Here is a 16242-nt window from a genome sequence, read left to right as displayed (position 1 = left end):
TCACCCGTTTCATTGCGGTATCTTCAGCTTCTGCCCCGGGAAGATCCAATGCCCCGGCTGCCGGATATTCCGTTTGCTGCGCTTAATCATGGGGGTTTTATTCGCGTTCCAGATTTTCCGCCACTCCGTGTGTTTTCCGTAAAACTTGCCGGCGATGTCCCAAAGCGTATCCCCTTTTTTGACGGTATATGTTTTGGGTGAAGCTTTGGACGGGCGCTTCGCTTTCGTTTTTTTCTTTTGTTTGATTTTTCTTGGCGAAGCGGTTTTATATTCTTTCAGTACGATATCAAAATTCCAGTCACCGATTTCATTGTCACCTTCGCTGTAATTAAAGCTTTCAATGCTGCATGTGACATTGATTTTTGTCCCTGTAATCAAAAACTGAACGGGTTTTTTCGCTTTCATCCATGCTTCAATGGCTGAAATGGCTTTTTCCGGCGAAGGGATGCTTTGATATTCGGCAATCGGGCTGTACCGTTTCGGAAAAAAAGAAGAGAACGAAATTTCTTTCGCTCCCGGTTCTTCGATAAACGTCACCTCTCCAAGTCCGGTGACTTTCACGGAATCATTCTGCACGCTGTTTGCGATATCAATCGCTTCAGGGAGAACGGGAAGCCGGAGCTTGTCCTTCCCCTGAGACAGCCAAAATTCGTAAACAGATTTAGTCAAAAGCAACGGCCCCCTTTGCTCCGGTATAAATGTCTTTTTGCAGTTCATCAATCAGCGCCTGTTTGATTTTGGCGGCGAGGCTGTCGGCGTCCTGTCCGTTATGGAAATGCTGATCGCCGCTGAATTCGATTTTAATTTCTTTTGTTCCCGTTTTTTGAACGGTTTGTCCGCCGCCTTTAACGGCTGCGGAAACCGTGCCGGCTGAAAGCGCCGCCGGTTCCGTCTGGGACGGATCGGACACTTCCATGCCGAGCGCTTGAGCGGCTTGTTGCAGCAGATAACGGCCGCGGATGCCCCGCTCTTCAGGGATGATCCACTCCCGTTTGTTCCCTTCGCCGACACGGGCGATCTGCTCCTTGGTAATCAGACCCCCATTGGCATAACCGACGTAAGGGCCTCCATGAGCCATACTTTTAATCCCGGGGACATTGCTGATCGAGCCGTATCGGCTTTTAATATAGCCGATAGCGGCAGCGGCGTTGTGAATTGGATTTCTGATATCATTCATACCCGGCGCTTTGTGATCTTCAAAGGTGCTTGGAATCGTCTGCATAAGCCCCTGTGACGGGTGTCCGGCTTTGGCGTTGCTGTCCCATAGATTAATGGAATTAGGGTTGCCGCCTGACTCATGCTGTGCGATCGTCATTAATCCCGGAAGCCAGCTGATCGGCGTATTGGTTGCTTTCATTGCGGCCAAAAGCCACTCTTTGACGCTTCCTCCCGCTGCACCCATGCCGGAAAAGGCTGCTGCAAGCGAGCCTGCCTGTTTTTCGGCGTATTTTTTCACGTCAACTGAGCTGAGCCCTTTGACGACGCCGACTGAAGCAAAGCGCCCGAGGCTCATCATGACACGGGAAGGAGAGTGAATATCAAGCTCTTCCCTGAATGCGTCCTCGACTTTTTTGGCCATATCTTTGGCCGCCTGTTTGACTTCGCTTCCTTTTGCAGTCATCCCTGATACGAAGTGTCCGATCAGGCCTGACCCCCAGCCGTTCGCGGAATCTCTTGATTGCACAAACGGTTTATTGATATGTGTGCTTACGTATTGCGACGTTCCCGTATCTTTTGCATTCTGTCCGGCCGAATATCCTTTCACCGTTGCGGCGCCCCATGATGACGATTGATTAACCGCCGATTGATAAGGTGTTTTCACCTTTGTTTTTAAAAATGAATCGGTGCCCGTCGGCGAAGTATTCTGACCTTTGGCATAGCCCGCAACGACTTGCTTTCCGTAACCGGATGAAGACGAAATGAGGGCATTGAACGGCGTTCCGATGTTTTTTTCCTTCCAGCCGTCCATATCCACCGCTTTTTTGCTGATTCCGCTGTCAAAGCCTTCAGTAAACTGTTTGCCGAGTGATGAAGCCGTCCCGGCAAATCCGGAAGAATCCACAGACGCTGCGGCCGACACAGATGCAGAAGAAGAAACACCGCCCGCTCCCGCCGGAACAGCAGAAGACTGAGCCGAAGCCGCGCCCATATCATCGACAACACGCATGCCGAGCTTAGACGCAGCTTGTGAAAGCAGCATCTTTCCGCGTCCGCGATTGTTGTCGACGGGAATGACAAATTCTTTACCGGCTTCACCAATCCAGGAAATGGTCGGCTTTGTAATGTAGCCTCCTGTGGCGTTTTTGTCCGGTTTTTTCTTTTTATCTCCGCCGCCTCCTGTGACAAAGTTCATTATGCCTGAAATCATTTTGCCGCCGGTTTTATCCCAAATCTTTTTCACCCAGTCGAATGCTGCAGAAAAAGCATCTGATATGGCCGTTCCCACTTTTACAAGAGGTTCTTTTATATGTTTCTCAAACCAGCCGCTTAACCCTTTCCATATATTCTTTACCGTATCTAAAGCAGTCTGGAAAGCATCTGATATTCCTTTACCGACATTTTTCACCATGTCTTTCACCGGATTCCAGACAGTATCCATGAACCAGCCGGAAACCGTACTGAAAACAGATTTAATTTTATCCCAAGCTCCTGTGATTTTACTCCAAATGGACGTCGCCACTCCGACGACAGCCGATTTTACGGGCCCCCACACCGTGCTCATAAACCAGCCGGATACTGTGCTGAAGACACCTTGAATCGTCGTCCACGCATTCACGATATTTGACCAGATGCTTGTCGCCACTCCGACGACAGCCGATGAAACCGGCGTCCATACATTTTCCATGAACCAGGATGACACCGTGCTGAAAATCCCTTGAATCGTCGTCCACGCATTCACGATATTTGACCAGATGCTTGTCGCCACTCCGACGACAGCTGATGAAACCGGCGTCCATACATTTTCCATGAACCAGGATGAAACGCTTCCCCAAGTATCTTGTATTGTTGTCCAAGCACTTTGCGCCGCTTTGGAAATATCATTCCACGTGTCTTTCAAAGCTCCTGAATCAAAGGCCTCTCCCAAGCTGGAACCGCCTAAACTGCCGGCGATGCCGCCTACCGCGCCGCCGATTAATGTGCCCACTCCGGGAACAACGCTTCCTATTGCCGCTCCGGCCGCGGCTCCGGCAAGACCGCCGCCTGCTGAGCCGACCTTCTCTCCTGCATTATCTTTATTGATGCCGGCTAAATCAGTGAGTGATAACAATTCACCTATGCCGGGAATTCCTTTAGCGGCACCTTTTAACCCTTTCATACCGCCTTTTAGCGCCTTTGAATCTCCCAAGCCTTTCAAAAGCGCGCCGATGCCTTTACCTGCCCCTTTTGTTTTCGGCGTGTTTACGGATGCCTGTTTGCTTCCCTTTGCAGATGAACCTCGTTTTGAAGATTTATTCCGCTCTTCGACTTTACTGCTTTTGCCCCTCGTCACTCCGGTACAGCAGCAGCATCCCCCCAAAGCCCCGCCGGTTTTTTTGGCTGACTTTCCTGAAGATTTTGACGCTGTTACCGTGCGCTGTGAACCCTTTGTCAGATCAGGACGCTTCGGGCTGTTGGAGCCGCCGGCAGTAAGGCCGCCCTTACTCTTTTCTTTTTTCGTGCCGCCTCCTAATAATCCGCCGATATTGAGTTTGCCTAATTTTTCAGCGATTCCTGAAAATATTTTTTCTATTAATTCCCCGGCTTTTTCGATGATTTTGTCCGGGCTGAATTTCTCAAATTTCTTGGCAATCTTGCTGACAATTTTATCAACAAATGCCTCGGCTTTTTCGATGATCGCATCAGGACTGAATTTGCCGAACTTTTTATCAATGCCTCCGAACAGTGAGGATGTAAACTGCTCCACTTTTTCCAAAATCTTATCCGGATTGAGAAAATCGAATTTCTCAGAAATTCGGTCAATCGTGTCATTTACAAATTGTTCGGCGCGGTCGATTAGCTTATCAGGACTGAATTTGCCGACAACGTCGTCGACTTTCTTCATAAACGAATCAGTAAAATGATCCAGCTCTTTCAATATGGTCTCCGGACTGAATTTACTGACAACGTCATCTATCTTTTTCATAAATGAATCAGTGAATTTATCCAGTTCTTTCAATATGGCTTCCGGACTGAATTTACTCACGACCCCGTCTACTTTTTTCATAAACGAATCAGCGAATTTATCCAGTTCTGATAATATCGCCTCAGGGCTGAACTTGCTCGCGATTTCGTCTACTTTTCTCATGAATGAGGTCGTGAACTTGTCCAGCTCTGCTAAAATCGTCTCAGGGCTGAACTTACTCGCGATTTCGTCTACTTTCCCCATGAATGAGCTCGTGAACTTGTCCAGTTCGGCTAATATCGTTGCCGGGCTGAATTTGCTCGCGATTTCGTCTACTTTCCCCATGAATGAGGTCGTGAACTTATCGAGTTCGGCTAATATCGTTGCCGGGCTGAATTTGCTCGCGATCTCGTCCACTTTTCCCATGAATGACGTTGTGAACTTATCCAGTTCGGTTAAAATCGTTGCCGGGCTGAATTTGCTCGCGATTTCGTCTACTTTTCCCATGAATGAGCTCGTGAACTTGTCCAATTCTGCTAAAATCGTCTCCGGGCTGAATTTGCTCGCGATTTCGTCTACTTTTCCCATGAATGAGCTCGTGAACTTGTCCAACTCTGCTAAAATCGTCTCCGGGCTGAATTTGCTCGCGATCTCGTCCACTTTTCCCATGAATGACGTTGTGAACTTATCGAGTTCTGCTAAAATCGTCTCCGGGCTGAATTTGCTTGCGATTTCGTCCGCTTTCCCCATGAATGATGTCGTGAACTTGTCCAATTCTGCTAAAATCGTCTCCGGGCTGAATTTGCTTGCGATTTCGTCCGCTTTCTTCATAAAGCTTGCAGCGAATTTATCCAGTTCCGCTATGATTGTTTCCGGATAAAATTTGGATGCGATGTCATTGACTTTTTTCATGAAGGTGTCTGCAATGGAGTCAAGCATTGAAAAATCGTTTTTCGGCGAAGCAGGAGCAGCAGATGCAGAAGCTTTTCCGACGTCCGGCATATTCTTTTGCATTGCAGCCAGCTGTGCTGTCACCTTTTCGTTTAACGATAATTGAATAACATTGTTTTTTCTCGTCAGCGAATCAATGCCCGCTGAAATTCGGCCGACTGTTTTCATGACGTGATCTATGACGCGTATAGTGACAGAGTACCCGTTCTTTAACGCAGATTGCATATAGCGTTTGATACGTTCCATGGCAGGGGTCACTTCGTCTGACGCATAAAGTGAAACGGTAAATCCTTTAAAACCGGCAGCCAGATCCCGCAATCTCTCAAATGCCGCTGTCGCGCTGTCTTTTGCTCCTATTTTAATGGTTAAAGACGCAGGCAGACCCGCTAATTGGGCTTGCACCTTTTGAATGACGGCACTGGCTCCGTCTTCAGCTGAAATAGAGATCATTTGTGCGCCCAGCTTTCTTTTCATAGAGCGCTGAATGCGGTCAATTGTTCTTAAAACTGATTTACTCTCTTTGCGTATATCAATTTCACTTTGGCGTTTTGTCATTTTCCTGTATTTCTCAAGCGCTCTGAAGCCATTTTGGATTTTCCTTATTTTCTTTGAAACCCGATCTTCCAATTCAAAACGGGCGGTCAGCTTTGCCATGATGTCGCTCCCCCTTTCTTCGCTTGTTTTTCAAGAATGTCCAGCTTGTAACCGATTAAACCGTACAACAGCGCCTTAAAATGTCTCGGTGCTTCATATAACTCTTTCAGTTCTGATGGAGAATAATGAAGCTCATGCATCGCGTAATAGAGATACACGGCTTCCTTATTCCCATCTTTTATCAGTTTTTTGCTTCTTGCTCCAGATCTTCTAATTCATCTTCAAAACCATTGATCTCAATCGCTTTATTCAGCCAATTTGCATACTCACCGCCGACTGAAAGCACGCGTTTTGCCACCTCGACCGGATCTGCCGTTTTGTAAGCGTCGCGGAGCTCCTTAGACCGGAAATCAGGGTAAATCGTAGATTCAACCGCGATCCGCGCATAGAAGCGCTGGCTGTCTAAGTCTTTTACGCGGCCTCTGCCCTTCACATTTTTATATGTCGTGCTTTCCTTCTCCAGTTCATCAATGCGCTCAGTCGTAATGGCTTTAAAAATAAAAGGCACGATGTTTCCTTTTTTATCGACAAAACGCTTTGAAAGCGGAACCCGAATCTCCTCAGCCTCGACTGTTTTACCTGGCATAAAGAATGATAGATCATATACTTGTTCGTTTTTTTCGCTCATGATGAAAACTCCCTTACTCTATTTTTTATAAAAAACAGGCCTGTAAAAAGGCCTGTTTCACTCATACCGATCTTAATTAAAACGTTTCAGAAAGCTTTTCCGGCACATCGAAATCTTCAAAGGTAAACGGCACTTCTTCTTCGAGTGCTTCTGAGTCTACGTCCAGTCCGGCGATTTTTGCAGAATCAAAGTTGACGTCATACAGAGTGACGCGTTCTGTTCCGCGGCCCGATGATTTGTCATCAAGAACGGCTTGCAGCGTAAAATACGGGTCGCTGCCTTTTTTGACGTAATCCATCATAAGGACGGCGAATTTGGATGTGACCTTATAGAATGTTGCCGTGCCCGTTCCGTTGGCGCCTGTTGTTTTATGTCCCGTCATGCGGCGGCCCATGATGTTTACTTCTGATTTGTTTTTTTCCACGTTTGCTTCAAACGTTTTAATATGCGCCATCTCTTCTCCGTCGAGAAATAAACGGCCTTCTTTTCCTGAAATCGTGTTTTGCGCTTTTAATGCCATCTTAGTTTACCTCCACGTTAAAGTAGAATTTTTCTGCCGCATCCACAGGCTGTACAGCGAGATCGATTAAAAAGCCGTCGCGGTCTTCATTCAGCCCGATTATAATGTCTTTGTCTGAATTAAAGTTGGCGATGCCACCCGCATCCTGAAGCGTAGTCAAATATTGAATGATCATCGTTTTGACGAATTGAAGGCCGTCATTTGTCGCAGGAAGATCGCTGCCCGTGCCTTTTTTCGATTTAATTAAGGCTTTCAGTTCACGTGTCAAATCGTTATTCACCGCATCAAGCACACGGACGATTTTGTTTTTCGCGAACTTTTTGTTTTTCTCTGCCGTAAATGTCACCAATGAGTTGATATCTTTTTCAACGCTGACTGACTTATCACGGGCATCATAAGAGAAAAGGAATTCACCTTTGGAAAGACGTTCGATCACTTCATCATGAGTCAGGCGGTGCAGCACATCGACGGCGCCTTCGTATTCAACGAATGTTAAGGATTGATTAAATGCGGCGCTGGCACTTGCGCCTGCCACCCAGGCGGTCGCATCTTCAGCTTTAATCTCGGTTCCGTCTTCCAGCAGGACACCTTCAGTCACATTGATAATGCCTTCATAATCCCCGCTGTAATGGGCGGTCACCCCTTGCACTTTCTGTCCCTGCGCATCGCGAAGGCGTTTAATGAATGCGGCAAATGTCGCTTTCAGCTGATCGTTTTCCGCGACAGGAAGAGCGATGACATCGAAATTCTCCGTTTCAGCAGCAGCTAAAAAATCCGTATAGTCTGAGTTGACCGGTGCTTTATCAGTTCCGCCCGCAAGACGGATGCCTGCCTGCGGGTTTAACGTTTCCCCGGATTCTTCCTCGGTGCCTGTCAGCGGGATGGAAGCCGACAGTTCGCCCGTTCCCGTGAATGTGACATAGCCGTTTGCTTTTAATTCTTCGGCTTTTTTCACCGTTTGTTTGTCAACTTCCGCTTCATCCATGTAAGTGGTCACATCGAAAGCGGTCTGATCAAGGACGTTTTCACTGATGCGGATGATGATGTCATTTCCTTTTGAACCGCCGTACAAAGCGGTTGCCTTAACACCTTGCGAAAGATCGGCGCTCGCTCTGATTCCCTCTGTCAGACGGTACATCAAAACGGTTTTTGCTTTCTTTTTCGCCTCACGAAGCAGAATCAGTGACGGATCTTCAATACTGAGCCCCACTTTTTTATTCAAATCTTCAATACTTGAAATGGAAACGAATGTTTTCGCTTCCCCCCAGCCGGATGCGACGGGAAGGGCGACAATCCCGCGTTCACCGATCGATACCCGCTCCTGGGCGGTTGTTTTAAAGTTAAAATAGATCCCGGCACGTTCTTTTTCTTTTCCTTGCGTAAATGTTCCGCCGTTCATTATTGCATGACCTCCTTGGTTAAAAATGCTTCAATGTAAGACTTGGCTTGCGCTTTTGTCATTTGTTTTTGCTTCACGCCGAATAAAGCCCCCTGGAGAATCTCAGGTTTTACGCCGAAAAGCTCCTTCGCGTGCTTTGTTAAATCCGCCGTGTCATAAAGAACCGCTCGTTCCGCCGCTGCGGCATTTTTCTTTTTATGTTGTTTCACTTTTCTTTCACCCCGCTGTTAATGTCCACATCCCGCAGTGCGGGAGATGTTTGTTTCTGATAGTAGTAGCGGCTCGTCCAGCGGATTGTGATCACTGCCTCGCCTTTGTCTCCGACTCTTGTTTCGATACGGCTGATGCGGACGAAATCACCGGTATCCTCCCCTGATTCCGTAAGCAGCGGAATCAGCTGTCTTGATTCTCTCACCGCATCAGCGATCCGGTCGGCTGTATAGAGCGCCTGCACCGAGTCGGCATGGAACAGCTTCACATTCAGACTGTACGTTTTCTTATAAGTGGAGACTGTATCATTTTCGTCAAAAACAAATGGGGGCGGAATGTATAGTGACGGCACCTGAAATTGTTCAGGCAGTTCATTTTCATATACGGGCACGCCGCACTGCTGATACAAAAAAGCGGCGATTGAACCGGTTTCGCGATTCATCCGATATCTCCCCCCAACGTGTTAAGCCACTGATTGAAACGCTTGTCCAGCGATTCGGCGAAGAGTGTTTCATACAAAAGAAGGGCTTTGTCCCAAAACCCATTCCCGCTGATCCACTGTTTTTTGAGCGCCATTCCCGTTGAAGCTGACGGATCATAGATGAACCGGGAGCCTTGAAAATACCCGGGCACCCATCTGACATTTTCATCTGAGACGGTCCAATGTCCGTCATTTATGAATGAGGCATACTCTACATTGGTGCCGATTTCAAGGGTCAGTCCCCCGTTTTCAATGATCCATACATGATCCTGCGCTCCTTTTCGGAAAGAAGACAGCAGGTTTTCTGTTTCAATTCCTCCCGAATGAACAAGCTCCTCCCTTACCATGTCGAGAAAATCCTCTCCTGACTGTTCCAGCCATTCGCCTGCCTGACGGGCAAATTCTCCGGATGATGCCTTTTGCAGCGACCGATTCCATTGTTCAAGGTTTTTTATGCTCATAGCCTGTCATCTCTCACAGCGATAACCTCCCAATGGTGCTGTCTTGCTTTCTTCGGCATTTCCAGAATATACGCCTGTCCTTCCCAAATGATTTTGTCATTGACACGCACAGCGGCCTCTTTCGGAAAATGAACGAGAAACCGCTGATATACCTTATGATCAGGCGCAAGCTGAATAAGCTGCTGCTGTTTTTCAACAAACAGACACGGCACGTCTTCAGCGTCGGGCACTTCCGGATAAGAAAAGACAGGCTGGAGCTTTTCGGCGGGAATCCCGAAGCGTCCGGCCTTCGGAACTGACACCGTCTCATGATAAATATCGCATCTGTCAGTGAGCAGCCGTTCGTAGCTCATAAAGGTCTCACCTTTGCGATTGCAGAAACCGGGGAATAACCCGGCGTGATATATTCACAGAGCAGATGGTGCACCGCCGGTTTTCTGATTCCGCCTTCACCTGCCACCGTATACGAGTAGTCGCCTATCTTTTCAGATTGATAGGCGGAAGCGGCTGCTTCATTCTGGTTGATCAGCGCAAAATATTGAGAAAGCTTTAATAACGCAAGCTTAATCTTTTCGGGAAGCGGTGAGTAAATAGGGTCAGTGAACGAATGCCCCGCCATTCTGGCCGCTTCCGCCTCCGCCTCCAGAATGTCCTGTATTAGAAGCGGCTCCGGCCTGTTTTTGACTTGATCATAAACTGAATATGAAACAACGTCAGACGGCTGAATTAACATAACTGCCACCTCCGTCTTATTCTTTAACGTTTACGATTTTGGCGCTTGCATCTTCTTCTTCAAATTTGCTGTCAAGTTTAGCCGTCAGTACGATAATAAATTTGCGGCTGCGAATATCTTTATCTACTTCGATTCGGATATTCCGTGAAAAACCGAGAATGATATTTTTCGGGTGAGTCAAAATGATGTCAGACGCATCGTACTGGGAGTCACCTTCTCCGACCGAGTACGGCTGCAGATTGGACACTCCTTTGACCGGAACGCCGAATGCTGAAGACAAACCGCCCTGCACCGCAAGATCCCCCAGATTGGTCTGACGGTCAGCCACACGGTCTTTCCATTCAATCTCCATGCCTTGAGATGTGTAAAATCTGAATTCCTGAGGCAGGCGCAAATATTTTGCCGGAATGGCTTTTAAGCCTTTTTTAAATGTGGCTCTGGACAGCTCTTCCCCGTTTCCGTCAATGACGTGAGATACAGTCTGCTTACGGATTCCGTCAAGCTGTGCCAAGTACGGATCAGAAGAAGATGTATCGCCGTTTACGACAAGCTCCTCAATATCGACTGCCGCCCGCTCCGCCAAAATCTGCATGATCGTCTGCTGCAGACCGTCTTTTTCAATATTATTTTCAAGCGTGTCATAGGTGATATTAATTTCCGCAATGACTTCTTTCGTATTCAGCTGCACCGTACTTGTTGCCGGAACGGTCAGCTGATCGTCAGTTAAGGCTTTTCCTTCCTCAGCGGCACGCAGAATACGCTGGCCGAAACCGATTTTTTCAAATTTCTGCGAGTCATTTTCCATTTGAATCACACGCGATTCGCTGAAAATAGTCGGCGTGTTCTGCACCATGCGGATAAATGCTGAAGCTTGTGCGGGGTTCATTAAACCGCCGCTTTTTAAAGCGGAAAGTGACATTTCCGCCTTTCTGATGATATCTTGATTTCTCACTCTACAGTTCCTCCTTCTGACTGGGCTTAAAGCAGTCCGCTCCAAATGGATTTTTTAACAGGCTCTTGGCCGCCCGTCTCTTCTTCCGGCTGCTTTGATGCGCCTCTTACTTTTTCAAGCGCTTCAATGCGTTTAATAATCGGCGCGAGCATGTCCTCAACAAGCATTTTCAGCTTTTCTTCATCAGACGGCGCAGCCGCCCCGTCTTTGTCTTCCGTGTTTTGGTCCAAGCTGTCAAGCCGCTTTAAAAGCGGGTGCAGCGCGTGTTCAATCGATTCTCTTACGTCTTCTTTTCTCATCTTGTTCAAGTCCTCTCCCTTGCGGTTTCTTGATTTGCGGTCACGGTCGAGAAATTGCTTGACCGCGCCGAATAAGCCGGCTTGCTTTTCTGCCGGCTCTTCGTAAACGTCAGCGGTTCCCGCCATGCTGTAGCCCGTAATGATACCGGCTTTAATCTGATCCCATACTTCATCGGAAGCTTTGGTGACAAGCACCCAAGATCCTTTCCGGATCACAGCATTCCCGATTTCAAAGTCATCCGGGGCGACGTACGACTCCACCACCTCGCCGGTCCCGCCTTCAAAATTATGATTTGTATCGATGTTGCGGGCGTCCGCCAAAAAACCGTGAGCGGCCTTTTCAATCTCTTCAGCCGTCATATAATCGCCATGGGCATCCGGGACATCCGGCTCGTAAACGATGCCGTAAACAAGCTTCTGCTCATCCGATTCGCTTTTTGTAAACACCTGCACCTTTTTTTTAAATGACGGAAGGCCTCCGGCTGATTTTGTAAAAAAGAATTCCGTTTGGTTCGCCGCCTTATCGACATAGCTCACAAAACTGATGACGGCATTTCTCAATTCTCTCGGCACGAGATGTTTTCACCCCCTTTCAGGATTGCTCCTTTTTCCCTTTCAGCACCGGCCGGCTGTAGTACTCTTCAGGCCATTCCTCAAGCGTCTTGCCGAGCACTCTTCCGGCCAGATCACGGAGGTCATTAGGAGAGACCGCGCCGGCGGAAATAAATGGTGTAAGCACCTTCGCAATTTCAAGCGGATCGCGAAAATCAGGCCCTTTTAATGTAAGCTGTACATCGTGGAGACCCAGTTCAGGCAAAAATAACGTGTTGAGCTTATTAATCAGCGTTTTCCGCTCCGGCTGAAACACCTGCTCCTCCGTTATTTTCCGTGCCGTATCGGCGGTGGCTTTGTTGTATTCCTGCGCCTCGCCCGTATAAAGCGGCGGGAGACGGAAAGCGGAGCGGAGTTTATTTCTGCTTTTGTCGTCATATTCAAGAAACAGCGCATCATCCTGCAGAATTTCCGCAAGTGATTTAATTTCCACAGACACGGGCGTAATGTCTTCGCCTCCGTGAAGGTCTTTTTCCTTCGCAATGCCTTCCGCCTCAATCAGCAGAAATTTGTGGGCATTTTCCACCCCTTCCAGGTCATTCATATAATCCTGGAGTTCTTTGTACGATGCTTCTGACAGCATGCCGTTTTCAACCGTAATGGCGGCCGGCACGTGACGGCCCTGCTTGAAATACATAAAATTCAGTTCTTCCGCTTTCCGGGCGCCGTACAGATTGACGATATTGCCGACCCAGCGCGGAATTCCGTAAGTGCCGCTGCCGATTTTTAAGTGAATGGCTTCATTTGCCCGGTATTCCTCAGACAGGGTCTTTACGTATTCGCCGGTTCTCATGTCCATCATGCGGGGGTCGCCGTATTCCTTAAAAAACACTTTCCGACCGTTCAGCATCTGAACATATTTACGGAACCGTTTTTGCCTTTTAATCGTTTTGGATGCGCCATTTTCTTCATAAGAAAATGTAACTTCAACGGGATCAGTCACACCGCAGACGCGCATATGTTTCACATCCAGATATTCAATCCCCGCTGGTTTTCCCGCCCCGTCCCGAAGCACTTCGAGAAAACCGTTGCCCGTTTTTTCACGGTCTTCTATCGCATATCCGAGGATCGTCTCGGCTGATTCATCAAAATGAAGACATTTGTAAAAGCTCTCCAGCTTCATCCAGTTTTTTTCGGCCCGGGCCTTTTTTGACGGGGAGCAATCTGGGCTATTTACATCAAAGGTATATTCCACATCAATCCCAAAACCCGTAATATTGACCCGATACGCGTCAATGCACTGCTGAAGAATCGTCGAGTATTCGGCGATTGTTTTCAGTTCAATGAGATTATAGGGCGGTGAGATGATGTCTTCGCCGTACAGATCGGCAAATTGATCTTCGTTCATCTGCCTTGCCTGCGGCGCGGCCATTTTTGATTTAAAGACGGTGGCTCTAACGTTTTGATAGTTCGGCAACGCCTACCTCCTCCTTTCCCGATTCGGACGTCTCCGTTTTTGTGATGCATCTTTCAGATCCGCCGCGTCATAGTCATCCAGCGCATACCAAATGGCTGAAAGTGTGTGGGGATCAATTGAAAACTCATCTTCCGACAGAACGCCGTTTTTGTTTTTTGCGTACGTTAAGTTCTGCAATTCGCGGATCGTATGTTGACAGCTGTCTGAGCAATAGATGTGTTTGAACCGTTTCAGTTTTTTTGTATACTGAAGTCTTGAGCCCGGAAACTTTTTGGCCGCAACCATGCAAAAGCCCTGCCTGCGAAAATATTGGATGCTTTTCGGCTCAGCCGAATCCGCTTTGATCAGCTCTTTTTGATCCGCCAATTCCTGAAGCTCCTCAGCTGTCTGATCATCGGTCATTTTGTTTTTGTAATACTCCCAGAAAATATAAAGCTCTTTTTGATCCGGATCGACGGCAAGCCGGATGACCGCATTGTATGACTCTTCAAAACCGAAATCCATGCCGGTCCGAAACAGGGGGCGCCTGATGGAAGCAATCCGCTCCGTTACTTCGTTGTGCTCCATGACCTGAAACTGCGGAAACACGCGGATGCCATTGATGCCGAACTGTCCTTTGCGGGCGATCCGGTATAAATCGGGATCGTAATGCCGTAAACTGTCCAGCTGCTTAATATAGCTTTTCGGCAAAAACAGATTATCGCACGCTGTGGAGTGGTGGTAATACGTATCCCCCTTAACGACGGTGCCTTTTTCATACAGCGTCTGATCATCCAATACGAAGCGTTTTTTTTGCTCATCACGAAAAAAATGCCGGTACGTCCAATTGGAGGTGCCGACGGGATTTGTGGTGCATATCATATGAAGCGAAAGCTCGGGATGGCGCAGACGCCCGATCAGCTCCTTAAAGCCTTCATACTTCACTTCAGAGCATTCTTCAATCCAAATCAGTGAAATATGATGAATGGATTTCAATTTGGCCGGGTTGTCCATCCCTTTAAACATAATCCGGCTTCCGTTTGAAAATCTCAGCTGCATCGGTGAAGACACGGCTTTTACGGCATGTCCCAGCTCAAGCTCCCCGATAATATCTTCAAACAAGGCAAACGTAGAATCTCTGTGCGTATCGAAAACTTCCCGCACGACAAGCGCCGTCCGCTTTTCACGAAGCAGCTTCAGGATGATTTTCAGCGCGGTATGATAGCTTTTTGACGAGCCGTAGCCTCCGACGAGAAATTGGTACGTTTCATTCCAATTGAACAAATAATCTTCAAAGCGCGGGTTGACCGCTTTTTCAATCATGACCGTTCCTCTTTCCGCGTAATGACAATGTCAATCGGCTTTTGGCTGTCTTCTGTTTTTTCCATCTTCTGCTGTGCCAGCTTTAATTTTTCATTTTCGATTTTTTGTTTAAATTGATCAGGGAAAAGGTCAAAGTACAAGGACAGCTTTTCAAGAGCCTTCATCTTGTCGGCAAGCTTTATTGCAATGCCCTCTTTTCCGAGTTTTGCTTCTGTGACGATGGTTCCGTCCAGAAGGTGCGAATCTTTAACGTCAACGTAGCTGATTTCCTGCATAATCGGCTTATCATTTTCGTCAAAGAGCGGCCCTGATTTTCCGAAGGCCTGAACCTCTTTTTTTCCGAAGGTTACATAATCGGTAATGTCGGCGAAAGCGATTTTCACATAGACTTGAAGAACGTCCATCGCTTCGACAAACACTTTATTGACCATTTCCTTTTTCATGCGGCTGATTTCTTTGGCGACTTTTTCGTTTTTTAACAGCCTGCTTCCCGTCACATGCGCGCTTTCCGGTGAATACCCGGCTTTTATCGCAGATTGGGTGGCGTTAAAGCTTTTCACATAATAAAGACAAAACAGCCGCTGGCGTTCGTTTAACTCATCATCTTCGCCCGGGGTGTTTTTTCCGCCGCTTTCCGCGTTCTTATGGAGCGCCTCGTCCCAGCGCCCTTCTTTTTTCCATCTGCCGATCGTTCTTGCGGATACGCCTGATTCGCCGGCAAGGGCGCGATTTGTGATGCGGCCTTTATGAGACTGATAGATTGTAAATGCCTGTTTTCTTTTTGCGTTTTTCATGCTACGGCATCACCGCCACCTCCGACATGATTGTCTATAATAAAAAGCGGCTTCTAATCGGGCCGCTTTTTGTGATCGTCTGTTCACTTCTAGGTGGCAAACGTATGACAACTTATGAAGCAGGCGATTGATTTCTTTGTTCCTGCTGTTTTTGTATTTTTAGAAGCGCCCGTTTGACCGTCGTCTGTACGGTTGATTTCTTTACATTCAGCAAGGCGGCGATCCGTTCATATGAAAAGCATTCCGCTTTGTGGAGCAGCAGCATTTCTTTTTCTCTATCCGTTAAAACGGCTAATGCGTCCCGCAGTCTGATTCTGTCTTCTTCAGTCACATTCCCGGAAGGTTCAAACATCAGCGCCTGCGAATAGGTTTCTATGATTCTCGGATCTTTAATCAGCATTCTCTGATAAGCGTCTCTGCGGTCTATCGCTCTTCTTATGCCGGGCTGCCGGCCTTTTTCAAGCCATTCGATGACATATTCCACATCTGTAATGATCGTTCTGATGATTTTTTTATCTTTCAGTTCTTCTGAAGTAAGCACCGTTTCATCGGCTTCCTCCAGCTGCTTGTACCACTTTTTCGTCTCTTTCAGCGTGCGTTTATATTCAAATAGTAAGTCTTCCATGCAGATCCTCCTCTTTTTCGGAACAAAAAAAGGACACCAACCAATGCGCAGCATGTACGCGATTGATCAGTGTCCGCAGGCTTTCCGTCTTGGACGTATTCT

The 16242-nt window shown here is 47.5% G+C and carries 17 protein-coding genes; all 17 read right to left on the bottom strand.

The features are described 5' to 3' along the window. Positions 1-9 precede the first annotated feature (9 nt). The 17 genes from NYE28_RS06465 to NYE28_RS06385 all read right to left on the bottom strand — a co-directional run bounded on the left by NYE28_RS06465 (position 10) and on the right by NYE28_RS06385 (position 16140). The gene (locus NYE28_RS06465; RefSeq protein WP_160222995.1) at positions 10-669 is read right to left on the bottom strand and encodes a LysM peptidoglycan-binding domain-containing protein; all 660 of its coding nucleotides are present in this window, start codon (positions 667-669) and stop codon (positions 10-12) included. Continuing rightward, on the bottom strand, positions 662-5707 hold the full coding sequence (locus tag NYE28_RS06460; RefSeq protein WP_342490337.1) for a transglycosylase SLT domain-containing protein: 5046 nt from the start codon (positions 5705-5707) through the stop codon (positions 662-664). The genes NYE28_RS06465 and NYE28_RS06460 overlap by 8 nt, the downstream gene beginning before the upstream one ends. Beyond that, positions 5695-5847 (bottom strand): hypothetical protein, encoded by a 153-nt coding sequence (locus NYE28_RS06455; RefSeq protein WP_015239684.1) that lies wholly within the window; start codon positions 5845-5847, stop codon positions 5695-5697. Before NYE28_RS06455 ends, NYE28_RS06460 begins: the two co-directional genes overlap by 13 nt. A 41-nt stretch (positions 5848-5888) precedes the next feature. Next, the gene (locus NYE28_RS06450; protein ID WP_003154836.1) at positions 5889-6335 is read right to left on the bottom strand and encodes a phage portal protein; all 447 of its coding nucleotides are present in this window, start codon (positions 6333-6335) and stop codon (positions 5889-5891) included. 76 nt (positions 6336-6411) lie between these two features. Next, a complete protein-coding gene (locus NYE28_RS06445) occupies positions 6412-6855 on the bottom strand; it encodes a phage tail tube protein (protein ID WP_003154837.1) in 444 nt (147 codons plus the stop codon). Position 6856: 1 nt separating this feature from the next. Further along, on the bottom strand, positions 6857-8254 hold the full coding sequence (locus NYE28_RS06440) for a phage tail sheath family protein (RefSeq protein ID WP_284646872.1): 1398 nt from the start codon (positions 8252-8254) through the stop codon (positions 6857-6859). Continuing rightward, positions 8254-8463 carry a hypothetical protein gene (locus tag NYE28_RS06435; protein ID WP_007610809.1) on the bottom strand — a complete coding sequence of 70 codons (210 nt, stop codon included), beginning with the start codon at positions 8461-8463 and terminating at the stop codon, positions 8254-8256. The genes NYE28_RS06440 and NYE28_RS06435 overlap by 1 nt, the downstream gene beginning before the upstream one ends. After that, entirely contained in the window at positions 8460-8906 is a 447-nt protein-coding gene (locus NYE28_RS06430; RefSeq protein ID WP_032871277.1) for a hypothetical protein, read from the bottom strand. Before NYE28_RS06430 ends, NYE28_RS06435 begins: the two co-directional genes overlap by 4 nt. After that, positions 8903-9406: an HK97 gp10 family phage protein gene (locus NYE28_RS06425; RefSeq protein WP_025284607.1), complete on the bottom strand. Its 504-nt coding sequence runs from the start codon at positions 9404-9406 to the stop codon at positions 8903-8905. The genes NYE28_RS06430 and NYE28_RS06425 overlap by 4 nt, the downstream gene beginning before the upstream one ends. After that, positions 9403-9759: a DUF3599 family protein gene (locus tag NYE28_RS06420; protein WP_007407272.1), complete on the bottom strand. Its 357-nt coding sequence runs from the start codon at positions 9757-9759 to the stop codon at positions 9403-9405. The genes NYE28_RS06425 and NYE28_RS06420 overlap by 4 nt, the downstream gene beginning before the upstream one ends. After that, on the bottom strand, positions 9756-10139 hold the full coding sequence (locus NYE28_RS06415) for a DUF3199 family protein (protein WP_015239680.1): 384 nt from the start codon (positions 10137-10139) through the stop codon (positions 9756-9758). Before NYE28_RS06415 ends, NYE28_RS06420 begins: the two co-directional genes overlap by 4 nt. Before the next feature lie 16 nt (positions 10140-10155). Further along, complete coding sequence (locus tag NYE28_RS06410) at positions 10156-11091, bottom strand: phage major capsid protein (RefSeq protein WP_007407274.1); 936 nt, start codon at positions 11089-11091, stop codon at positions 10156-10158. 26 nt (positions 11092-11117) lie between these two features. After that, the gene (locus NYE28_RS06405) at positions 11118-11963 is read right to left on the bottom strand and encodes an XkdF-like putative serine protease domain-containing protein (RefSeq protein WP_342490336.1); all 846 of its coding nucleotides are present in this window, start codon (positions 11961-11963) and stop codon (positions 11118-11120) included. A gap of 19 nt (positions 11964-11982) precedes the next feature. After that, complete coding sequence (locus NYE28_RS06400) at positions 11983-13374, bottom strand: phage portal protein (RefSeq protein WP_160223388.1); 1392 nt, start codon at positions 13372-13374, stop codon at positions 11983-11985. Positions 13375-13422: 48 nt separating this feature from the next. Next, the gene (locus NYE28_RS06395) at positions 13423-14721 is read right to left on the bottom strand and encodes a PBSX family phage terminase large subunit (protein ID WP_025284605.1); all 1299 of its coding nucleotides are present in this window, start codon (positions 14719-14721) and stop codon (positions 13423-13425) included. Beyond that, positions 14718-15515 carry a terminase small subunit gene (locus tag NYE28_RS06390; RefSeq protein ID WP_100001390.1) on the bottom strand — a complete coding sequence of 266 codons (798 nt, stop codon included), beginning with the start codon at positions 15513-15515 and terminating at the stop codon, positions 14718-14720. Before NYE28_RS06390 ends, NYE28_RS06395 begins: the two co-directional genes overlap by 4 nt. A 112-nt stretch (positions 15516-15627) precedes the next feature. Next, positions 15628-16140, bottom strand: a complete 513-nt coding sequence (locus tag NYE28_RS06385; protein WP_007407279.1) for a sigma-70 family RNA polymerase sigma factor — start codon at positions 16138-16140, stop codon at positions 15628-15630. Positions 16141-16242: the final 102 nt, after the last annotated feature.

The organism is Bacillus sp. FSL R5-0443 (assembly GCF_038608285.1).
GTDB classification, from domain to species: Bacteria; Bacillota; Bacilli; order Bacillales; family Bacillaceae; genus Bacillus; species Bacillus velezensis.
Note: the sequence above shows the minus strand (reverse complement) of the source record. Positions and strands in the feature narration are given on the sequence as shown.